Below are 20,798 nucleotides of genomic sequence, written 5' to 3' on the forward strand. Positions count from 1 at the left end.
TTTAATGTACGTGATTTTATTTTACGACATCGCCGGCGCCGAGCAAAAAGAGAAAAACAACGCAAACCGCATCAGAAAGGCGGTCGAGAAGTTTTTGCCGCGCGTGCAGTTTTCCGTTTTTGAAGGCGAAATTCGCGAGAGCGATTTTAAAAAACTAACCGCAATGCTGCAAAAAGAGTGCGTTACGCAGCTTGATTCTATCGTGATTTACACGTTTAATTCACTGAAGTATTCCAAGCGTATCGTAATCGGACGGGACAAAAACAGCGCGCTATTTAGTTAAATTTGCTCGCGTAAATTTGCCGAGTTTGGCGGCACTTAAAATCCCAGCTAAATTTAAGGAAAAAAGATGCAAAAAAGCGACAGGACGCATTTTATTTTGAGCGCAGGCAGGCTTCGCAGGCAAGATAACAATATCTATTTTGATAAATTTGACGATGCGGGCACGGTCGTCGCCAGCAAAATTTTGCCGATAAACGCGATCGATGAAATTTACGTGCTTGCAAAAGTGCAGATCGACACCTACACTATGGCGTTTTTGGCCGACAACAACGTCCTTTTGCACGTTTTTAGCCCGTATCAGAGCTTTCGCGGTAATTTTTATCCAAATACCTCAAACTCGGTCAATAAAAGCGGCTTCGTGCTGCTAAATCAGGTCCGCGCTTTTGACGACCCGCTCAAGCGCGCCTACATCGCCCGCGAGATCACTCGCGCGCACATCCTAAACGACGCGGCAAACTGCAAAAGACACGGCGTGAAATTTGACGTCTCGCCCCACATAGAGGCGCTAAACGCCGCAGAGGACGTGCCTGCAATAATGGCGGTGGAAGGGGCGTTTCAAAAGCTCTACTACGAAAAATAGAACGAAATAATCGCGGATCAAAAAAGCTTTAAATTTACCGTCCGCTCCAAGCGCCCGCCCGCCGATAAAATCAACAGCTTCATAAGCTACGTAAATACGCGCATTTATAACGTCTGCCTCAGCGAAATTTACAAAACCGAGCTTGATCCGCGCATCGGCTTTTTGCACGAGCCAAACTACCGTGCGCTGAGCCTGCACCTCGATCTTGCAGAGATCTTTAAACCGATTTTGGGCGACACGCTGATTTTTAGCATGCTAAATAAAAAGGAGATCACGGCAAAGGACTTTCAAACGGACGCCGGGCGGATAAAATTTAGCAACGACGCCGTGCAAAAGATCGAGCTAAAGATGATCGCGAGGCTTGGCGAAACGGTTTCGCTGGGCGGGCGCGATCTCACGTGGCGGCAGGTGATCCGCCGCGAGGCAAATCAGATCAAAAAATGTATCTGCGAAGATGCGCCTTATGAGGGGCTGGTTTGGAGCTAGGCTTAAGACATGGCGATAAATTTATGCGCCGCGCAAAGCTATGCTTAGATCCAAGCTTAGTTTGCAAAACTTCATTTGCCGCATAAACGCCGAAGAATTTATCGCAGGCAAATACGCAAAAACGTCGCGTGCATAAAAATCGCTGCAAAAGCCGCGCCCGTCATTATAAACGCGCGAGGCGGTAAATTTAGGCAAGCTAAATTTAACTTAGGCATTTTGTAAATTTAATCAAAATCAAACTAGCTTTGGCGATTTAAGCGCATCAAGGCCGCCAAAAAACCTAAAAAATGCCTAAATTTATCAATTTTTTGCTACAATTAGAATTTTTAAAATCTACAAAAATTTAGGAGAAATTTCTATGAAAAAAGAAGACATAAAAGAGCTGATCGAGTTTTTTAACGACATGGATATGAACCGCATAAAGATAAAAAGCGGGGATTTTGAGGTTGAGCTTGAAAAATTCGCCGACTGCTGCGAGCTGCCAAAGCCCGTCATCCAGGCTCCCGCCCCGACTCCGACTCCTGTAAACGTGGTGGTAAACTCAGAGGTCAAAGCTCCTGCTAATTCTCCAAAAGACAGCATAAAATCGCCTATGGTAGGTACTTTCTACACTGCTCCAAGCCCCGGCGCGGCGCCCTTTGTCAAAGTAGGCCAACGCGTGAGAAAAGGCGACGTCGTAGGTATCATAGAAGCGATGAAGATAATGAACGAGATCGAGGCCGAATTTGACTGCCAGATCACCGAGCTACTCGTTTCCGATGGCCAGCCGGTCGAGTTTGGATTGCCGCTATTTGGCGTGGAGAAAATTTGATGGAAATAAAAAGAATTTTAATCGCAAATCGCGGCGAAATCGCGCTGCGAGCCTTGCGAACGATAAAGGAAATGGGCAAAGAAGCCGTCGTGGTCTACTCCACGGCCGATAAAGACGCGCTCTACGTCAAATACGCCGACGTGGCGATTTGCATCGGAAAGGAGCGCTCAAGCGACAGCTACCTAAATATCCCGGCCATAATCAGCGCGGCCGAAATCAGTGAAGCCGACGCGATATTTCCGGGCTACGGATTTTTAAGCGAAAATCAAAATTTCGTCGAAATTTGCTCGCATCACAAGCTAAAATTTATCGGTCCTAGCGTGGCCGCGATGGCGCTAATGAGCGATAAAAGCAAGGCAAAGCAAGTTATGCAGCGCGCGGGCGTTCCCGTGATCCCTGGCTCTGACGGCGCGGTAGCCGACACCAAAGCGGCTAAAGAGTTAGCTAAAAAAATCGGCTATCCGGTCATCCTAAAAGCAGCGGCAGGCGGCGGCGGGCGCGGCATGCGCGTGGTCGAGCGCGAAGAGGATATCGAAAAGGCGTTTTGGTCGGCTGAAAGCGAGGCGATGAGCGCGTTTGGCGACGGGACGATGTATATGGAAAAATACATCCTAAACCCGCGCCACATCGAGGTTCAGATCATCGGCGACAGCCACGGCAACGTCCTACACATCGGCGAACGCGACTGCTCTATGCAGCGTCGCCACCAAAAACTGATCGAAGAAAGCCCCGCGATACTACTAGACGAAGCGACGCGAGAGAGGCTACACGAAACGGCGATAAAAGCGGCAAAAGCTATCGGCTACGAGGGTGCGGGAACGTTTGAGTTTTTGGTCGATAAAAATTTGGATTTTTACTTCATCGAGATGAACACGCGCCTGCAAGTCGAACACTGCGTGAGCGAGATGGTGAGCGGCCTAGACATCATCGAGCTAATGATAAAAGTAGCCCAGGGCGAGGCGCTGCCGCCGCAAGAAAGCATCACGCTAAAAGGCCACGCCATCGAGTGCCGCATCACGGCCGAGGATCCAAACACCTTTACGCCAAGTCCCGGCAAGATAACCAAATACGTCTGCCCAGGTGGCCGAAACGTGCGCATGGATAGCCACATCTATCAGGACTACTCGATCCCGCCGTACTACGACAGTATGATCGGCAAACTCATCGTCTGGGATACCGACCGCAACCGCGCGATACGCAAAATGAAGGTCGCGCTAGAACAGCTCGTCATAAGCGGCATCAAAACCACGCGAGACTTTCATATAGCGATGATGGAAAATCGCGATTTCATCGAAAACAACTACGATACCAACTACCTCTCTCGCCATTAAATTACGGGCTGGACGGATACGTATTTTTACCTTGCCTAGCGGCCAAAAGGCTGCGGGCTAGGTAAACCTAGCTCAAATTTACTTTATTTAAAAACCGACCGAGACGTTTTGAGTATGGGCAAACCGCCGATACGCTAACCTAGGGCAAATTTGCCGATACGTTTTATTTATAAACTTACGGCACTTACCGCGGCGATGCCAAGCAAAATCAAATTTATCTCGGCAAAATCGGCGACTCAATATCAAGCCAAATTTCATTTACCCCAAATTAGAATTTGCCAGGCGCCCCGCCGCTAGATAATTAAATTTATCTCGCGCCTTCTAAAATCGTTTTAGCGGGCGGAATTTGACGCATAAGCTTAAAGAGATTTTGAGTTTTATAAATTTAGCCGCAAATCCGCTAAATCCTAAAAACGCAAATTCGGTTATCGGCATTACTTTATCCGTGGCAAAACGGCGCCGCAAAAATCCGTATGATTTTGCCTAGTTTTCGCCCAGCCGCGCCTAAAATAAATTGCGGCAAAAACCGGTGCGACGGTTTAGGTAAAACAGGCGATTGCGGCCAAAACGCCGCTTATAGTCTAAATTTATGCGGCGACTAAGTTAAAAGCCGCGATTTTATCCTAGCTTAAAAATATCAAGGTTCAAATTTAATTCGTCTATGATAGATAAAAGCTCTAAAATTTCCTTTTTTATCAGCGCGGCGTCCTCTAAGCTCGGCGGTAGCGAAAAGAGCGTAGTTTCAAATCTATTTTTCGCTCCGTTTAAAAATAAGTAAAATTTATCGTCCATAAACGCAGCGCTCACGCCCATCTGCGAGGCGTATTTTATCTTTAGCTCACGCAAGCGCGCCATAAACGCGGGCGTCAAAAGATACCTTGCTTCGACCTTGTCTTTCGTAAAAACTCTAAATTCATCGTTAAAAAGAGTATCATCCATCTGCTCTTTTTCGCCTAAAAATTTAGTATTTAGAGTGCAGCTTGCCACTATCGTTTGCCCGCTAAATTTCTTGTAAAACTCGCAAACCAAGACCGAACCGCTAAAGGCCTGCACATCCTTCATCGTTGACCATGCAAAAAATATTAGAGAGATTAGGTTAAGTCCGGGCGAGTCGCCTAAATTTAGCTTCGCGTCGTTTGGAATATCGATCGCTTCGCTTAAGCTAAATTTAACGCCGTTATAAATGCCGCTGATTTGATCTTCGGCGCGGAATTTATTTTGCGCATATATGCCTATCTTTTTAAATTCCTCACGGCTAATCCCTGCCGACGGTTCATAACTAAAAGCCTGGTTTATATCTGAAATAATGGTACGAATATAAACATCTTTGTAAAATTCCTCGTAAACCCATAATGGTTCAATTACATTAGACCAAGTTGTCACCCATGAGACGATAAAAATTGGAATATAACCGATGATGATAAATATTACACCTAATTCGCTTCTAAAAATTTTTTCCGCTACGAAAATCCCGCTAAGCGGCAATATGGCTATAAAAAAGATCCCTAAAAATAGATACTTTACAAACTCGCGTCTGCACTCTTTTTGCTTTTTTCTAGTTGCCTCTATCGCTTCGTTTATGTTCAAATTTTGCCTTTTTAGGATTTTACGTTTAGAGCGAATTTTAGCGAAATTTACGCTGTAAAGGTGCGGGTTTGGGCGAGTAAGCGGCTAAATCTAAACTCGGCCAAAAATAAATTTAAGCCGAATCAAATCGGCTTAAATTTGAGTTTAGCGCAGATGTTTGACGTTAGCTTTTGCCAGGAGTTTGTTGAAGTATTCGCCGATGACGCGCTCTTGTTCTAGTCTGTAAACCGCGTTCATAGCCTCGTTTTTTACCTCGTCAAAAGACGGTACGACCTGCCCTTTTTTAGCCGCTACGTAAAACATCTCAAAGCCCTCCGGAGTCTGAAAAATCTGCGTGAAAGTGCCGTCTGCGGTCTGCTGAAATATCTCTCTTAGCTGAGGCGGTATTTGCTCGCTTTTTAGATCTAGCACGTCCATATGCACGCTGTGGTTGGTGTTCATCGGGGAGCTTTTTCTAGCGACCTCCAAAAAATCAGCCGACGGGGCTACGTATCTAGTCACGCTAATATCGCTAAAACGGGCAAATGCGCTAGGATTTTGCTCAAAATACGCTCTAGCGGCGTTTTCTGAAATGTTGATTTTAGCCTCGGAAAATATGCTTTGATATAGCTTTTCTTGCTTTATGCTTTTTGCGACGTCGTCCTTAAACTGCGCGTAATCTCCGCCCTTTGACGTTACGGCGGAGCGAAGGCCTGCTACGTTCATACCGCTGTCGTTTGCTATTTTTTCTAGCCTTTGATTTACTTCGTAGTCGCTGGCTTCGATTTTTAAATTTTTGATCTGCGCGGTTTCTAGCCTATCGCGGATCAGTAAATTTAGAGCGGTCGTCTCATCCGTTTTTAGCTGTGCGGCGGCTTTGCGTAGTTCGTTTATCGTGATGGGTTCGTTTTCGATAACGACGGCGATGCCGTTTGATATCTGACTAGCGTTAGCCAGACAAAAACTGAGTAAAAACGCGGCGAACGAGATCTTTTTTAACATATAAAACCTTTGTTTAAGTCTAAAGTAAATATAATTTGAGCATTATAACATTTTAAATTTAAGCGCAAGCTATAAAGGTAAAATTTAATGCAAAATCCAAAAATAGTAACCAGATTTGCGCCATCCCCGACGGGCTACTTGCACATCGGCGGACTAAGAACAGCGCTATATAACTATCTCTACGCGCGCAAAAACGGCGGGAAATTTCTGCTACGTATCGAAGATACCGACCTAAAACGCAACTCCGAAGAGGCAACGCAAGCGATAAAAGAGGCCTTTGCCTGGTGCGGGCTAGATCACGACGGCGAGGTGACGTATCAGTCGCGTAGATTTGACGTGTATAAAGAGTACGTAGAAAAGCTGCTAGCCGAGGGCAAAGCCTACAAATGCTACATGAGCAAAGACGAGCTAGACGCTCTGCGCGCCGAGCAAGAAGCCAGAAAAGAAAGACCCAAATACGACAATCGCTACCGCGAATTTACGGGTACTCCGCCTGCAGGAGTAGAGCCCGTAATTCGTATCAAAGCGCCTCTAAGCGGCGAGATAGTGATCGACGACGGCATAAAAGGCGAGGTCAAATTTAGAGTCGAGGATATCCTGGATGATTTCATCATCGCGCGTAGCGACGGCACGCCGACCTATAACTTTACGGTCGTGATAGACGATGCGCTGATGGGAGTAACAGACGTCATCCGCGGCGACGATCACCTCTCAAATACCCCGAAACAAATCGTGCTTTACGATGCGCTGGGCTTTAAAGCGCCGAAATTTTACCACGTCGCGATGATAAACGGCGAGGACGGCAGCAAACTAAGCAAACGCCACGGCGCAACCGACGTGATGGAGTATAAGCGAATGGGTTATCTGCCCGAAGCTCTTTTAAATTTTCTCGTGCGCCTAGGCTGGAGCCACGGAAACGACGAAATTTTCGGTATGGACGATATGCTAAAGTACTTCGATCCGCACGATATAAACAAGAGCTCAAGCACCTATAACGCAAGCAAGTTAGAGTGGCTAAACGCCCACTATATCAAGACTTTGCCCTACGAGAGGCTGGCAAGCGAGATGCTTGAATTTGAGATAGATTTTAAAGCGATGTCAAAGGGCGAGGTGCTGTTAAATTCATTGCGCGAGCGCTCAAAAACACTAGTTGAAATGAGCCAAAGCGCAAGGACGATCATAAACGCTCCAAGCGCATACGACGAAAAAGCATACGCTAAATTTATCACGCCCCAAAGTAAGGAAAATTTGGCTAAATTTGCCGAAATTTTAGACGAAAATTTAGACGCCAAAGGCTACGAGGAGATGACGGCTAAATTTTTAGAAGCAAACGGCTTAAAGCTAAAAGACCTAGCTCAGGCGCTTCGCGTCGCGCTAACGGGAAATAGCGTAAGCCCGGGGATATTTGAGGTGCTCGAAGTTTTGGGCGCGGACGAGACGAAAAAAAGAATAAAAAATATTTTAAAGGAGAATAAATGACACACGTAACTAACGAAGAGGCACTCGCGTATCACGAGGGCGGTAAAATAGAGATAAAAGTAAAAACCCCGTGCGCCACGGCAAGAGACCTATCTATGGCCTATACGCCGGGCGTTGCGGTACCGTGCAAGCAGATAGAAGCCGACAACGAACTAGCCTACAAATACACCAACAAGGCAAATTTAGTAGCCGTCATCACCGACGGTACGGCCGTGCTAGGCCTAGGCGATATCGGCGCGGTAGCTGGCAAACCCGTGATGGAGGGCAAGGCGGTTTTGTTTAAAAAATTTGCAAACGTAGATGCATTCGACATCGAGCTAGACGAGCATGATCCTGATAAGATCGTAGAGATCTGCAAGGCTCTAGCTCCGACTTTCGGCGGTATAAATTTAGAAGATATCCGCGCTCCGAAGTGCTTTGAGATCGAGCGCAAACTACAAGAAGCAGTCGATATCCCGGTCATGCACGACGATCAGCACGGCACGGCGATGATAACAAGCGCGGGCATAATAAACGCGATGGAGATCTCCGGCAAAGACATCTCTAAAATCAAAATCGTAGTTAGCGGCGCAGGTGCTGCAGGTATCGCATGCGCGAAGATGTACAAGGCTCTGGGCGCAAAACACATCGTGATGGTAGATAGCAAAGGCGTGATCCACAAAGGCCGCACCGATCTCACTCCGGAAAAGGTCGAATTCGCCCTCGAAACTACAGATAGAACGCTAGCGGACGCGATGAAGGGCGCGGATATGTTCCTAGGCCTATCAAAACCAGGCGTCGTAACTAAGGAAATGGTCGCGTCGATGAACGACGAGCCGATTATTTTCGCACTTGCTAACCCGACTCCCGAAATCTTCCCCGAAGACGTAGCTAGCGTGCGAAACGACGTGATGATGGGTACCGGCCGCAGCGACTATCCAAACCAAGTAAATAACGTTCTTGGCTTTCCGTTTATATTCCGCGGAGCGCTTGACGTCAGAGCCAAAAAGATCACCGAAAATATGAAAATGGCTGCGGCACGCGCGCTTGCAAATTTGGCCAAAGAGCCCGTGCCTGCTGAGGTTTGTGCGGCGTTTGGCGTAAAAGAGCTAAAATTCGGCAAAGACTACATCATACCAAAACCGTTTGACAATCGCGTGCTTTTAGCCGTGGCTCCTGCGGTAGCGCAGGCTGCGGTAAAGGACGGCGTAGCTAGAGTAAAAAATTTTGACGTCGAAGCGTATAGAGCGAGTCTGGCGAAGTTATTTTAGTTAAATTTGCGAGGCGCCTTGCTCGCCGTTCTTAGCTTTTAAAGGCTGCGGCGAGCGAGGCTAGCCTGCGCTAAATTTATTAATTTTGCTACGCGCTTTGGCTTTGTTAAAAAGTCTAAAATTTAGAGCGGCTCGCCGGGCTAAATTTAGCCTTGTTTTATCGCGCGCCGTTTTTGCTCTGAGCCAAATGCCACAAGCTCGCAAACCCGTCTAACGGGGAGCTAAATTTTGCCCGCTCATAGCCTCTTAGCCGCGAGCAAGCCTTACGCGCGAAACGAGTGGTTTGCGAATTTTACGACTCAAAACGGTAAAATTTAAAAAGCCCTAGCCTAGCGTTTTTTAAATTTTATCCGCTAAATTTAAGGATCATTATGAAAAATTTCACCGCCGCCGATGCCGCCGAACTACCAAACGTCCGCCTAGTCTCTCACCCGCTCATCGAGCATAAGCTAGCTATTTTGCGAGACGCCTCGACGCCGACCTTTCAGTTTAGGATGCTAGTCGACGAGATCAGCCACCTGATGATATTTGAGGCGACGCGCGATCTGGCGCTAAAAGACGTGAGCGTGCAGACCCCCGTCGCGCAGGCGCAGGCTAAAAAGCTAGCGACGAAGGTCATGATCTGCCCTATTTTGCGCGCCGCGCTGGGGATGTTAGAGAGCGTTTTTAAAATCATACCAAACGCCAGCGTCGGATTTTTGGGCTTTCAGCGGAACGAAAAGACCGCGCAGGCCGAGTTTTTCTACGCTAAACTGCCCGCAGACGCCGGCGAGCGCGTCGCTATCGTCATCGATCCGATGTTTGCTACCGGCGGCACGGCGATAGACGCGGTCAAATTTTTACGCGAAAAAGGCGTAAAGCGGATCAAATTTATCTCCGTTATCGCCGCGCCCGAGGGCTTAAAAAGATTTAGCGAGATTTATCCGGACGTGAGCGTTTATACCGCCGCGATCGACGAGAGGCTAAACGAAAAAAACTACATCGTGCCGGGCCTTGGCGACGCGGGAGACCGCGTGTTTAATACCTTGTAAATAGCGCGTTTTTTTGAGCGCCTTTAAATGAGCTAGAAAATTCGCCCTGCGACGGGCTATACGTCAAGTCTTGGGATGAAATTTTCGCCACGGCATTTAAATCCGCCTAAAAATTTCGGCGCTCGTTTTTCTTGCGCCGTTTTTTAGCAAAAGCCGACTTTCCCAGCATTTCGCGTACTTCCGCTTATTTTTCACGCTCAAATTTGCGCTCGCCCAAATTTTGAATTAAATTTCGGCAAATTTTACGTTCATGGCAAAATACGAATAAAAATTTCAGATCGATTTTTCTAAAATTGCTCAAATCAAAACTAAAAGAACGCGGCTTTATCAAGCTAACCGACGCGAAATTTATCTATAAAAGCGCGGATATGGGCTACAAAAAAGCAGATACTCGATATGTTTTTTAACTTGTATTTTAAAAATCAGCCGCAAACGCCGAGTATCGCGAGGTTTTGCGGGCGCAAGACATCAGCGGTAGTTTATCCCTAGTTTAAGCATTTGATAAGAGGCGTAAATTTTGACGAAAAAGGTAACGAGGAAGAGTGCGCCGAGTTTATCCGCTCTAGGCTCGCTCATGCTCCCCTAAATCAAAAAATTCGCTACCAAAAAAAGGGGGGGGGCGTATAGGCGCTGATAGATAAATACGCGCCGTAAAAGTGCGAATTTGGCAAAAATCTGCCGAATTTTTAAAATTTACGCTAAAATCGCGGCTAGATTTGCGTAGCGTAAAAAAGGCACTAAAATCAAGATTAAATTTGATAGATTTTGCCCTCTGCCAAACCTTCAAATTTAAAACCTGCCTTAGCCCTAAGTTTGCCGCATCGCAAAATAAGGGTCGCTACCGCCAAAAGCGAGCTAAATTTAGCCGTCAAAGGGCAAATTTACCGAGCGGAACGCGCTTTAAATTTCACTAAAAAGGTCTTTTTTGAATAAACAAATTTTACGAAACGTCATCTTGCCGCTAGCCGTTTTATTGCTAGCGGCGCTGTTTAAATTTCTATCTCCAAGCGACTTGGCCGCTCCAGGTCAAAATCAGCCGCAAAGCGAATTTAGAGGCGGCGGCGCAGAGAAAAATGTAGCCGCCGCACCGAGCGTAAACGTCGTAAAAGACGGCGTCTACACCTCAAAAGACGAGGTTGCGGCGTATATTTATAGATTCGGCGGGTTGCCGCGAAACTTCATCACAAAAAAAGAAGCCCTCGCGCTCGGATGGGACGCTAAAAGCGGCAATCTATGGCAGGTCGCGGACAAAAAAAGCATCGGCGGCGACCGCTTTTCAAACAGAGAAAAAAGGCTGCCCGAGGCTAGCGGGCGCAAGTGGTTTGAGTGCGATATCGGATATGGCGGAGGACGGCGCGGAGCCGAGCGCATCGTATTTTCTAACGACGGGCTGATCTACTACACGCCCGATCATTACGAGAACTTTTATCTACTTTATGAGCGGAGGCGGCAGTGAAAATCATAACTCTAAACGGCGCGAAAATGCGCGAGAAAACGGCGACCTTTGAGTATCTGGCGCGAAAATTCGGCCTGGGCCCCGAGATAAAAAATCTCGATGCACTTTACGACGCGCTCGGCGAGATAAACGAACCCACGCAGATAAATCTAAAAAATCACTCCTCTCTTGCCGCGCTAGGGGGATATGCTGACGATCTGATCGCCGTTTTTACCGACCTTGCGGAGGAAAACGAGCGGGTAAAATTTGAGATTTTATCTTGATTTTTCGGGCCAAATTTAGATCAAACTCGCCTTTTAAAAACCCAAATTTAATCTCGCTAGAGGATGATTTTAGTTTGCGTTTGGCATTTTAGGCGCAAACTTCCGGCCGCTAGCGCCCGCTTCTTAGCGAGCATAGGCGCGCTGCAAAAACCGCTCAAAGCCTGACCCAAGCAAAGACAAAAACAGCCGTCAAGCCGTTTATAAAGCCGCAAATTTAGCCCAAAATGCTCCGTCTGGCGTTAAATTTAGCTCCGAGTCAAGCTCTAGCCTACGATTTTACCAAAACCCAAATGCGAAACTAAGCGAATTTAAACGCCAAATAGCCGTAAATTTAGCGTTTTCGCCCTATTTACGGTATAAAGCGGCAAGCAAGTTTTAGGGCGTAAAAGCGCAAAAAAACAAATTTAGCCTGCGGTAAAACGGCGTAAATTTATCCCTTTGGCAGGCCCGCGCCTTTGCTCCGGGCAAACCGTATCCGGCTCTGATACCGACCTAGCAGGCGGCTTTGTGGCATAAATTTAGACAAAATAATATAAAATCGGCCAAATCAAATCCAAGGAAAAATATGACCGAAGTAGAAAAATTTATAAAAAAGCTCCACCGCCTGGAAAAAAGCGGCGATCTGGAGGTCGAGCATCTACTAAAAGCGCTAAAGATACCGGACCCGGCTCTCATAGAGCCTCTGCGCGAGATGTCTAGGCAGTATGACTGGCAGCCGATGAACGACGACTTAGTGGTACCGATGGCTGCGTGGGTCGATGCTATCTGCATCTATCTAGAAAGCGGCGTAGCAGGACTGATCAAAGCCATAAACCGCCCAAAGCGGTTTTTTCGCATAGTTTTTGGCACCATAGAGGAGCTACTGCCGCACACGAGGCCTTGGATGCGTTTTTGCAGCTGGGAGAGGAGTTCGCACGCGGTATCCCGCCTAAGAAAAAGAGCTTTGCAAAGTGCTATATCTACGCGCTTACGCACTCTTCTCGCAGCATAAAGAGCGAAAAAGTCGGTGCGCGAACGCACGATGCTTTCGCGCCTATTTTAAAGGGGCTCATCGCAGCAACGATCGGTACGAAGGACGAAATCGTGGCCGAACATGCGGCGATTTGCTTTGAGGCTTTGGGCGATACGAGCGATACGGAGTATCTAAAGTCTCTAGCCTTTAACGAAAAACGCTACAAAAATATCGGCAAAACCGTCGCAAAAAGGATAATGAAAAAATATGAGCAGTAAGCCCGGAGTTTGGTTTATGCTTCTGCCGGCTAATAGGAATTTAAAAATGTGCTTTGCTAGTTTAAATTTACGGCGCGAGCGACCCGAATAAATCCGCCCAAAACAAAGACCTCGGGCTAAATTTATAAGTCCGTCGCCGACAAAAGCAATCGCATCTCATAAAAGCGGCTCCATCAAAGCATGGTGCCGCTTTATCCTTAAAAATATAGGCGGGACTTAAAGCGTTTATTTTTACGGCACTTTTGTTATATGGATTTATACTTCTGGACGGCTTGGGCTAGATCGCGTATCGGGAAAAAGCGAAGCGTAAATATGCGGGCTTTTATTTTTGCGGCTCTCAAAAACCCGCACAACCAAAAACGGAATCGTAGATAAAGTCTTTTTGATTAAGGAGTAGAGCTCTTTTTTAGGGCTTTGGCGGCTTGCTTGTTTTTATGCGATAGAACGTACTGTTTATCCAAGCCCAATGTCAAACCTACATAAGAAAAACCAGGAGCAAGAAAATCTACCTTATGACTTTTCGGACAGCAATTGTTTTTTGACTTGTTGTATTCCTTTAACCCCTGCTCTGTAGCTTAATCTCGTATTCGGTTAGATCTTTGTCTCGCATTTGTAGACCAAACCCAGGCACTCTTTTGCGTTTAGAAGGCGCACAAGTCAGACAATAAGTCAGAAAATAAGGCATTTCGGACGCTTTTGGTATTTGGATAATTTTTTATGTAGTTTAGAGGATTTTTAAGTCGATAACGTCATCTATGTGGCCGCAACCGTCGCTTTCGGGCAAATCGTAACGGTCGATCAATTTTATACAGCCAAAAATATCTCTATTTAGGTAATCTCGAACTCGAGCAAAATACCAAATATGATAAACTAGCTCGAAGAAGTCCCATAATGCAGAATATTTGCGAGACGAGAATATAGAGTCGGCAATTTTTCGGATTTCCTTAACGGCGATACTTGTTATCGTTTTTGAGGCTAAATTTGTAAATTTTCCGTTTTTTGAGGATAGTCGTAGGCTTCCAGCCCACCCCAAAGCATTCGAGATATTTGTCGAATACGAGGGCGAGAGAGTTTTTAGAAATATTAGCGGTAAGGTTAGCCTCCAGGTATTCATCGGCTAAATTTAAGGCGTCTCGACAAGAAACTTGGGGGAATGTTCCTAAAAACTTCGTCAGAATACCGCTAGAGGCGAAATAGAAGTCTTTACGAAACTTAATGCGAGTATTACCGATAGAGCGGATATTTAGCCAAAGATTAGGAGTTAAAGCCTGGCGGCTTGCTTTTACGTCCTTTTCTAGACGATAATCTCGTATAGCCTCGTCGGGATTAACGCGAAATTTAGCGGTATCGTGCAACTTAGGATTAGAGGTTTTTGCTAGCTTCATATTCAGCTCCGAATCGTGGATTTCTAATTAATTATAAGAAAACGGAACGATGCCATCATGTTAAGTCTTAAAAAACTCACTAATCTTAGCTAGTGAGTAGTTTTTAGTGAGTAAAAGAGCGAAAATAGGAAATTTATCGCAATAAGTCCCATTACGGACTACGTCAAAAGCATGTATTTTGGGGAAAGTTTCATATTCGAGAGTCTTATGGTGCGGATGAAAGGACTTGAACCTTCACGCCGTGGGGCACCAGATCCTAAGTCTGGCGTGTCTGCCAATTTCACCACATCCGCACAACAATAATAAAGTGGTACGCCCATCAGGATTCGAACCTGAGGCCTACGGCTTAGAAGGCCGTTGCTCTATCCAGCTGAGCTATGAGCGCATAAAAACAAAGTGGCGCGCCCGATAGGAGTCGAACCCATAACCTACAGATCCGAAGTCTGTCGCTCTATCCAATTGAGCTACGAGCGCCCAAGTGGGGTGAGTGATGGGAATCGAACCCACGACCCTCAGGACCACAATCTGATGCTCTAACCGACTGAGCTACACTCACCATCTAAAAATGGTCGGGGTGAAAGGATTCGAACCTTCGGCCCTCTGGTCCCAAACCAGATGCGCTAACCAGCCTGCGCTACACCCCGAGGCATTGCGAGTTTAGCCTACTTATTGAAAAGGCGCATTGTAGCGAAAAAAATATACTATGTCAAGAAAAATAAGCTTAAATTTCAAAATTTGCGAAAATTATCGCTTCTAGCCGCGCAAACTCGGCTAAGAATAAATTTTGCATAAAAGAAAAAAGTTAGCCCGATCAGCCAAACGTTAAAAAACATCGCCTTAAAAATATCTTGCAACTCGCCGCCAAAAACATCGGCAACAAGCGAGTAAAGCGCGATTTGCAGCACTATCTGACGGGTAAAATTTAAAACAAAAACCGCCGCGGGCCTTTTTACGCCTTGAAGCGTCGAGCCGGAGAGATTTATGAGCGCGTAGCCTATAAACGCTAGCGAATTTACCGCAAAATAGCTTTTTGCCGCACTCACTACCTCGGGCGTCTCGTCAAAAAACCCGACCAAAATCCCGCCGAGCCCAAGGCAAAAAGCCGCCGCAAAAACGCAATAAACCGCTAAAAATTTGACTGCATAAGCGTAGCAGCCGCACACTCTGGCGTATTCGCGCGCACCGAAGTTTTGCGACACGATACCAAGCACCGCCGATGCGATGCCAGTCGTCGGCAGCATGACGATCTGCTCGATACGTAGCGCGAGACCATAGCCTGCGACCGCGTGCGTGCCGTAGCGGCTGATAAAGTGCATGAGAACGAGCCCGCCAAGCGACATCGAGAGGTAGTTTAGACACGCAGGCAAGGCTTGGGCTAAAATTTTGCGGTAGATGGCGAGTTCTGGTGCAAATGAGCGTAAATTTAAAAAATTTATCATACCCGTTTTTGCGACTTTGATGCCTAAAAATAGCGAACCCAAAAGCTGCACCGAAGCCGTCGCCAGCGCTATGCCGCCGATACCCAGCCCGCAAAAATCCACGTAAAAAAAGCAAAAGCCCAAATTTATAAAAAGTCCCGCAAAAAGCCAGTTTCGCAGGCTCTTCGTGTCGCCCGCGGCTACCAACACGCCGTTTAGCGATTTTATAAGCAAGAAAAATGGCGAAGCAAGGAATATCACGCGGTTATACGCCATGGCCTCGCGCAAAAACTCCTCGTTCGCACCTAAAATTTTAAGCAGATGCGGAGTAAAAATAAATCCTGAAAGCCCCATAAAAAGCGCACAAAGAAAGACGAAAAACACGCCTTTTGCGGCATAAATTTTAGCTAGCCGGTCCTTGCCTCCGCCAAGCGCGTTGCCCACAAGCGCCGTTAGCGCCGAGCCAAAGCCAAGCCCCACGCCCACGACGCTGATATAGAGCAAAAAACTCATCGAAAAGCCCGCCAGCGCCTGCGTCGATATGCGCGCGGCAAAAAACACGCCCGTAACGTTATAAAGCGTGTTAAAGCTCATCGCGACGCCCGCGGGCGCGGCTAGGCGCAGCACGAGCTTGTTTATGGGCTCTTTTGTGAGATTCACTTGATTTTGAGCTCCAAAAGCGCATCTTTTACCTCTTTTGGCACGCGGTAGCTGTCGCGGATCTTTGAGATCGTTTTGTTGTGGGTAAATTTACTCAGTCGCCCACTCTCTAGCAGCTGCTGCCCTGCGCCGTCAAATTTAATAAAAATCTCAGCTAAACACCAAGCAGCCGCCATTTGCACGTAGTATCGCTCATCCTTTTCCTCAGCGCAAATTTCAAAAAACCGCTCGAGCGAAATCGCCCCAAAATTGCGCATAAAATAAACGTAGAAAAAGCGCTTTTCGTATTCTAAATTTGAGCCTAGAGCCTGCTTTAGTAGCGCATCCACGTAGCGCGCATCGCTGAATTTAGGCTCAAAGCCGTCCGTCACAGCCCAGTTTGGCATCGTTTTGATAAACTCGCTAGCTAGCTTAAATTTAGCTTCGTCGTCTTTTATGAGCATTATCAAAAAGCCCTTTAGCATAAACTCCTCGTGAAAAAACGGCTCATAAGCAGCGATCTGTTCTAAATTTAGCCGAGCAAAATTTTGCTTTGCCAGGCGTCTTAGCTCGGGAGTTTTTACGCCTAAAATTTCGGGGCTTTTGATGAGTTTTTGCGAAAAGGCCGCTAGCTTTTGGCTCCCAAGCCCCTCTAAAATCTCTAAAAATTCGCCTTTTACGTCCACGCTAGCTCCTTTGCTTTTTAAATTTACTGCTCAAATTCGTCCTGCTTAAATTTGACGCCCCAAAAAGCCGAAGCGTCAAATTTGCCGCCCTGCGCGCCTAAAAGCAAATTTTAAAGGCTCAAATTTTACTTTTGAGCCTCTTGCGCGCGTTTTGCCGACTTTTTGCGAGCGTAGATGTTGATGAGCTCCACGCCTAGAGAAAACGCCATCGCAAAGTAAACATAGCCCTTAGGCACATGCATACCAAGCCCCTCGCCCACAAGCGTAAAGCCGATCAGGATCAAGAACGCAAGCGCGAGAATTTTGATCGTCGGGTTGTTATCGACGAAATTTGAAATGCCCTTAGACGCGAACATCATCACGCCCACGGCAAGTATCACGGCTAGGATCATGATCTCGATGTGGTTTGCCATGCCCACTGCGGTGATGACGCTATCAAGCGAAAAGACGATGTCAAGTACGGCGATCTCGGCGATAACGACCCAAAAACTCGCATGCCCTTTGCTCGCCGAGTGCTCCTCGTGCTCGCCGCTGACGCTTGAGTGGATCTCGAGCGTGGATTTGCCGATAAGGAAAAGCCCGCCTAAAATCAGCACCAAATCGCGCCCCGTGATCGTAAAGTCAAACACGCTAAATAGCGGCTTGGTAAGCTTCATAATCCAAAATAGCGAAAGCAAAAGCGCAATCCTCGTTAGCATCGCAAGCGAAAGCCCCAAAATGCGGCCTTTGTCGCGCTGCTCTGGCGGGAGTTTGCCCACTAGGATCGCGATAAATATGATGTTGTCGATACCAAGCACGATCTCAAGCCCCGTTAGCGTCACGAGCGACAGCCACGCTTCGGGCGAAAAAATCCAATCAAACATTTTTTTCCTTTTTTATAAATTAGGGCGCGATTATAGCCAAAACGGGTTTAAATTTGATTGAGCGAGCGGGCACGGGCGTTTGGGGATCAAATTTGGCGCTTTAACGCACGAATATTTGCGTTTTGAGGCGATTAAATTTGACGGATTTTGGTTTATTTGGTAGCGGTTAAATTTGCCGCGATGAAATTTGGTTTTGTAAAATACGCCGCAAACGGCTCTGCGAATAAATTTTTAGAAAAAACGAATTTAAGGAAAATTATCTTGGATAAAGGGCGTTTAAGCGATAAGCGGATAAAATTAAAATCTTTTGTGAAATTTAAAATAAAGTGGTGACCCCTACGAGACTCGAACTCGTGTTACCGCCGTGAAAGGGCGATGTCCTAACCGCTAGACGAAGGGGCCACAAATTAGCGGAAATGGGATTTTACATTAAAGATAATAAAAAACAGCTTAAATTAAGGATAAAAAATTATGAAAAAATTTTCTAAATTTGCTTTGAGCGCGCTTGCATGCCTCGCGCTTGGCGGCTGTGCCGCGCTACAAAGTCAAAAATCATCAGACAAATTTACCGTCACCATCCTCACTCCGCCGCTAAAAATCAACGACGTGGGCTTCCTGCACAAAACCGCAAATCAGCTAAATTTGCAAATTTACAGCTCGGGCGTAAATACGGTAAATCTCAAAATAAACGACAAAATTTGCATGAACGGCGCGTGTTTCGAGAAAAAAGAATTTAACAAAAAGTTCTTTTTAGAGGAGAGATATGACGACTTTTTCGCGGAAATTTTGGAGCGCAAGCCGCTGTATGACGGCATAAATGTAATGACAAATTCGTGCGGTTTTATACAAGATATAAGTAAATATTCAATAAAATACGAAGTTTGCGGTAAAAATATCAGCTTTTTCGACGCTAAAAACCGCATAAAAATCATCATAAAAGAGCTTCAATGAAATTTATCGGCGCGCATGTGAGCATCGCGGGCGGCGTAGAAAACGCTCCGCTAAATGCGGCAAATATCGGCGCGAACGCCTTTGCGATGTTCGTCAAAAACCAGCGCCAATGGGAGGCCAAGCCGCTTTCCCAGGAAAGTATCTCCAAATTTAAGCAAAATTTAAAAGCAGTCGGCATCGAGCCCAGGCACGTTTTGCCGCACAACGGCTACCTTATAAATTTAGGCCATCCAAGCGCCGAGCAAAGGCAAAAGTCCATTAACGCCTTTTTGGACGAAATTTACCGCGTAGAGGCGCTAGGCCTAGCGATGATAAATTTTCATCCGGGCTCGTATCTAAACGAAATTTCGCCCGAAATTTGCCTCCAAAATATCGCAAATTCCGTAAATTTCCTACTCGAAAATAGCCAAAACGTAAAGCTAGTCATAGAAAATACCGCGGGTCAGGGCTCAAATTTAGGCTTTAAATTTGAACACCTAGCCTTTATCGTCAAAAACTGTATCGATAAAAGCAGGATCGGCGTTTGCCTAGATACCTGTCATACGTTTGCCGCTGGATACGACATCAGGGGCGACTACCGGCGCGTGATGGGCGAATTTGACGAGATAGTCGGGCGCGATATGCTGTGCGGCATGCATCTAAACGACGCTAAATTCGACCTAGCCAGCAAAAAAGACCGCCACGAGAGCCTGGGCAAGGGCTTCTTGGGCTTAAAAACGTTTGAAAACATCATAAACGACCCCCGCACGGACGATATCCCGCTAGTTTTAGAGACGATCGACGAGAGCATCTGGGCGGACGAGATAAAAATTTTAAGAAACTTTAAAGGAGAATAAATGAGAAAATATATCGGCGTTTGCCTAGCGGCTTGCTGTCTAAATGCGGCGGGCTTCAAAATCCCCGAGCAAAGCGGCGATAGCATCGCACTTTTAAACTCAAACGTCGCAACGAGCTTCGGACCCGACGCAGCCTATAATAACCCGGCGAATATGATATTTTTGGACGGCGGACACTACTTTGAAAGCTCGCTAACCTACCTGCGCATGTCAAAGACGAAGTACAGACACTTTAACGGGGCTAAATTTACCTCAAAAAGAGCAGGCGCGCTAGCTCCGACTTTTCATTACGTTTCGCCGCAGTTTGGCGACTGGCGCTTTGGCCTATCAGTCGTCGTACCTGCGGGAATGTCGATGAGATGGGACGAAAATCTACCTAAAGCCACCTCTAAAAAATTCGACCTAAAAGTGATCGAGGTAAATCCTAGCGTCGCCTACGCGCTAACCGATAACATCGCGTTGGGCTTTGGCCTTCGCGCCGTTTACGCTAGAGGAGAGGCCGTGCAGGAGGTCCCTGGCGCACTACCCGCCTCGCAAGACATCAAGGGCGACCGCGTAAATTTCGGCTACAACGCGGCTATCACGTATAAACCGACTTCAAATTTGAGCCTAGCGGCCACCTACCGCTCGAAAGTAAATATGAATCTAAAAGGCGACACCGATATCAGCGCGCCGGCGCATCCGAGAGGAGCATTTCCGAGCGGCTCGTATAGCGGCAGCGCAAAGCTATCCGTACCGCTACCTGCGAGCTTAAATTTAGCCCTCTCGTATAAAATCGCAAATACCACGCTGCTATTTGACTTTGAGAGAACCTATTGGTCGGCGTGGAGGGAGCTTGACTTCAACTACCCGGGCGCCTCGGCCGCTCACTACCGCAACCCGTTTTTTGCGGCATTTGACGCGTCCAAAAAGCGCGACTGGAAGGACAGCAACGCCTACCGCATCGGCGTAGCGCACGACGCAACGGATAAGCTCCGCCTGATGGGCGCGGTTACGTTTGACGAAGCCGCCTCTAGAGCTGACACCACGGGCTTTGATCTGCCCGATACCAAGGCCGTCATCTACGCAGCGGGCTTTAACTACAAATTTACGGACGCTTTGGAGCTGGGAGCTAGCTACTTCTACCAAGACAGAAAGGCGCGCGACGTGAACTACTACTCAAACGCGTCGGGACTTTATCCAAACGGCAAATTTGAGCGCGGCAACGCTCAGGCGATAAATTTGAACGTAAAATATAAATTTTAAGGCGCGGC

The 20,798-nt window shown here is 46.9% G+C and carries 19 protein-coding genes, 6 tRNA genes and 1 pseudogene; 14 read left to right on the forward strand and 12 right to left on the reverse strand.

Annotated elements, in window-relative coordinates:
* The first annotated feature begins 4 nt into the window (after positions 1-4).
* The 4 genes and pseudogenes from cas2 to Q0218_RS04470 all read left to right on the forward strand — a co-directional run bounded on the left by cas2 (position 5) and on the right by Q0218_RS04470 (position 3,490).
* Positions 5-283 carry a CRISPR-associated endonuclease Cas2 gene (gene cas2, locus Q0218_RS04455; protein ID WP_297966884.1) on the forward strand — a complete coding sequence of 93 codons (279 nt, stop codon included), beginning with the start codon at positions 5-7 and terminating at the stop codon, positions 281-283.
* A 66-nt stretch (positions 284-349) separates the two neighbouring features.
* A pseudogene (gene cas1 / locus Q0218_RS04460) lies at positions 350-1,348 on the forward strand (CRISPR-associated endonuclease Cas1).
* 358 nt (positions 1,349-1,706) lie between these two features.
* Complete coding sequence (gene accB, locus Q0218_RS04465) at positions 1,707-2,159, forward strand: acetyl-CoA carboxylase biotin carboxyl carrier protein (protein ID WP_297966707.1); 453 nt, start codon at positions 1,707-1,709, stop codon at positions 2,157-2,159.
* Positions 2,159-3,490 (forward strand): acetyl-CoA carboxylase biotin carboxylase subunit, encoded by a 1,332-nt coding sequence (locus Q0218_RS04470; RefSeq protein ID WP_295143929.1) that lies wholly within the window; start codon positions 2,159-2,161, stop codon positions 3,488-3,490. Before accB ends, Q0218_RS04470 begins: the two co-directional genes overlap by 1 nt.
* A gap of 618 nt (positions 3,491-4,108) precedes the next feature.
* On the opposite strand, the gene Q0218_RS04475 is transcribed toward Q0218_RS04470, so the two are convergent.
* Together Q0218_RS04475 and Q0218_RS04480 are read right to left on the reverse strand one after the other, a co-directional pair.
* Positions 4,109-5,077, reverse strand: coding sequence for a DUF3137 domain-containing protein (locus Q0218_RS04475; protein WP_297966710.1), 969 nt, complete (start codon positions 5,075-5,077; stop codon positions 4,109-4,111).
* A 144-nt stretch (positions 5,078-5,221) separates the two neighbouring features.
* Complete coding sequence (locus tag Q0218_RS04480) at positions 5,222-6,058, reverse strand: peptidylprolyl isomerase (protein WP_297966713.1); 837 nt, start codon at positions 6,056-6,058, stop codon at positions 5,222-5,224.
* Between the two features lie 87 nt (positions 6,059-6,145).
* Here Q0218_RS04480 and gltX point away from each other — a divergent pair, with 87 nt between their 5' ends.
* From gltX to Q0218_RS04515, 7 genes are all read left to right on the forward strand, one after another.
* Positions 6,146-7,537 (forward strand): glutamate--tRNA ligase, encoded by a 1,392-nt coding sequence (gene gltX, locus Q0218_RS04485; protein ID WP_297966715.1) that lies wholly within the window; start codon positions 6,146-6,148, stop codon positions 7,535-7,537.
* Entirely contained in the window at positions 7,534-8,787 is a 1,254-nt protein-coding gene (locus Q0218_RS04490) for a malic enzyme-like NAD(P)-binding protein (protein ID WP_297966718.1), read from the forward strand. Before gltX ends, Q0218_RS04490 begins: the two co-directional genes overlap by 4 nt.
* A gap of 371 nt (positions 8,788-9,158) precedes the next feature.
* Positions 9,159-9,818, forward strand: a complete 660-nt coding sequence (gene upp, locus Q0218_RS04495; protein ID WP_297966721.1) for a uracil phosphoribosyltransferase — start codon at positions 9,159-9,161, stop codon at positions 9,816-9,818.
* Between the two features lie 925 nt (positions 9,819-10,743).
* A complete protein-coding gene (locus Q0218_RS04500) occupies positions 10,744-11,274 on the forward strand; it encodes a ribonuclease domain-containing protein (protein ID WP_297966724.1) in 531 nt (176 codons plus the stop codon).
* Positions 11,271-11,537: a barstar family protein gene (locus Q0218_RS04505; protein ID WP_297966727.1), complete on the forward strand. Its 267-nt coding sequence runs from the start codon at positions 11,271-11,273 to the stop codon at positions 11,535-11,537. Before Q0218_RS04500 ends, Q0218_RS04505 begins: the two co-directional genes overlap by 4 nt.
* Before the next feature lie 565 nt (positions 11,538-12,102).
* A complete protein-coding gene (locus Q0218_RS04510; RefSeq protein ID WP_297966729.1) occupies positions 12,103-12,528 on the forward strand; it encodes a hypothetical protein in 426 nt (141 codons plus the stop codon).
* Positions 12,529-12,620: 92 nt separating this feature from the next.
* Positions 12,621-12,767: a hypothetical protein gene (locus Q0218_RS04515; protein WP_297966730.1), complete on the forward strand. Its 147-nt coding sequence runs from the start codon at positions 12,621-12,623 to the stop codon at positions 12,765-12,767.
* Between the two features lie 944 nt (positions 12,768-13,711).
* Here Q0218_RS04515 and Q0218_RS04520 read toward each other — a convergent pair.
* From Q0218_RS04520 to Q0218_RS04565, 10 genes are all read right to left on the reverse strand, one after another.
* Entirely contained in the window at positions 13,712-14,152 is a 441-nt protein-coding gene (locus Q0218_RS04520) for a hypothetical protein (RefSeq protein ID WP_297966733.1), read from the reverse strand.
* A gap of 208 nt (positions 14,153-14,360) precedes the next feature.
* Positions 14,361-14,445, reverse strand: a tRNA-Leu gene (locus Q0218_RS04525).
* A gap of 15 nt (positions 14,446-14,460) precedes the next feature.
* Positions 14,461-14,537, reverse strand: a tRNA-Arg gene (locus Q0218_RS04530).
* Positions 14,538-14,549: 12 nt separating this feature from the next.
* Positions 14,550-14,626: transfer RNA gene (locus Q0218_RS04535), tRNA-Arg, on the reverse strand.
* A 5-nt stretch (positions 14,627-14,631) separates the two neighbouring features.
* Positions 14,632-14,708 (reverse strand) — tRNA-His (locus tag Q0218_RS04540).
* A 10-nt stretch (positions 14,709-14,718) separates the two neighbouring features.
* Positions 14,719-14,796, reverse strand: a tRNA-Pro gene (locus tag Q0218_RS04545).
* Between the two features lie 84 nt (positions 14,797-14,880).
* Positions 14,881-16,230 carry an MATE family efflux transporter gene (locus Q0218_RS04550; protein ID WP_297966734.1) on the reverse strand — a complete coding sequence of 450 codons (1,350 nt, stop codon included), beginning with the start codon at positions 16,228-16,230 and terminating at the stop codon, positions 14,881-14,883.
* Positions 16,227-16,895: a DNA alkylation repair protein gene (locus Q0218_RS04555; RefSeq protein ID WP_297966736.1), complete on the reverse strand. Its 669-nt coding sequence runs from the start codon at positions 16,893-16,895 to the stop codon at positions 16,227-16,229. Before Q0218_RS04555 ends, Q0218_RS04550 begins: the two co-directional genes overlap by 4 nt.
* Positions 16,896-17,020: 125 nt before the next feature.
* Positions 17,021-17,758, reverse strand: coding sequence for a TerC family protein (locus tag Q0218_RS04560; protein ID WP_122872901.1), 738 nt, complete (start codon positions 17,756-17,758; stop codon positions 17,021-17,023).
* 327 nt (positions 17,759-18,085) lie between these two features.
* A tRNA-Glu gene (locus Q0218_RS04565) sits at positions 18,086-18,160 on the reverse strand.
* 69 nt (positions 18,161-18,229) lie between these two features.
* On the opposite strand from Q0218_RS04565, the gene Q0218_RS04570 reads away from it, so the two are divergent.
* The 3 genes from Q0218_RS04570 to Q0218_RS04580 are packed head-to-tail and all read left to right on the forward strand — an operon-like array spanning position 18,230 to position 20,790.
* On the forward strand, positions 18,230-18,709 hold the full coding sequence (locus tag Q0218_RS04570) for a hypothetical protein (RefSeq protein ID WP_297966741.1): 480 nt from the start codon (positions 18,230-18,232) through the stop codon (positions 18,707-18,709).
* Positions 18,706-19,545 (forward strand): deoxyribonuclease IV, encoded by an 840-nt coding sequence (gene nfo, locus Q0218_RS04575; protein WP_297966744.1) that lies wholly within the window; start codon positions 18,706-18,708, stop codon positions 19,543-19,545. The genes Q0218_RS04570 and nfo overlap by 4 nt, the downstream gene beginning before the upstream one ends.
* Positions 19,546-20,790 carry an OmpP1/FadL family transporter gene (locus Q0218_RS04580; protein WP_297966746.1) on the forward strand — a complete coding sequence of 415 codons (1,245 nt, stop codon included), beginning with the start codon at positions 19,546-19,548 and terminating at the stop codon, positions 20,788-20,790. It abuts the gene before it with no gap.
* Positions 20,791-20,798 lie beyond the last annotated feature (8 nt).

The organism is uncultured Campylobacter sp. (assembly GCF_938039245.1).
GTDB lineage: Bacteria > Campylobacterota > Campylobacteria > Campylobacterales > Campylobacteraceae > Campylobacter_A.

What these genes read in the sequence shown, in the direction of transcription:
- Q0218_RS04480 (WP_297966713.1), bottom strand. Translation starts at nt 6,058, where the DNA reads ATGTTAAAAAAGATCTCGTTCGCCGCGTTTTTACTCAGTTTTTGTCTG.
- cas2 (WP_297966884.1), top strand. Translation starts at nt 5, where the DNA reads ATGTACGTGATTTTATTTTACGACATCGCCGGCGCCGAGCAAAAAGAG.
- accB (WP_297966707.1), top strand. Translation starts at nt 1,707, where the DNA reads ATGAAAAAAGAAGACATAAAAGAGCTGATCGAGTTTTTTAACGACATG.
- Q0218_RS04580 (WP_297966746.1), top strand. Translation starts at nt 19,546, where the DNA reads ATGAGAAAATATATCGGCGTTTGCCTAGCGGCTTGCTGTCTAAATGCG.
- Q0218_RS04560 (WP_122872901.1), bottom strand. Translation starts at nt 17,758, where the DNA reads ATGTTTGATTGGATTTTTTCGCCCGAAGCGTGGCTGTCGCTCGTGACG.
- Q0218_RS04510 (WP_297966729.1), top strand. Translation starts at nt 12,103, where the DNA reads ATGACCGAAGTAGAAAAATTTATAAAAAAGCTCCACCGCCTGGAAAAA.
- upp (WP_297966721.1), top strand. Translation starts at nt 9,159, where the DNA reads ATGAAAAATTTCACCGCCGCCGATGCCGCCGAACTACCAAACGTCCGC.
- gltX (WP_297966715.1), top strand. Translation starts at nt 6,146, where the DNA reads ATGCAAAATCCAAAAATAGTAACCAGATTTGCGCCATCCCCGACGGGC.
- Q0218_RS04570 (WP_297966741.1), top strand. Translation starts at nt 18,230, where the DNA reads ATGAAAAAATTTTCTAAATTTGCTTTGAGCGCGCTTGCATGCCTCGCG.
- nfo (WP_297966744.1), top strand. Translation starts at nt 18,706, where the DNA reads ATGAAATTTATCGGCGCGCATGTGAGCATCGCGGGCGGCGTAGAAAAC.
- Q0218_RS04490 (WP_297966718.1), top strand. Translation starts at nt 7,534, where the DNA reads ATGACACACGTAACTAACGAAGAGGCACTCGCGTATCACGAGGGCGGT.
- Q0218_RS04470 (WP_295143929.1), top strand. Translation starts at nt 2,159, where the DNA reads ATGGAAATAAAAAGAATTTTAATCGCAAATCGCGGCGAAATCGCGCTG.
- Q0218_RS04520 (WP_297966733.1), bottom strand. Translation starts at nt 14,152, where the DNA reads ATGAAGCTAGCAAAAACCTCTAATCCTAAGTTGCACGATACCGCTAAA.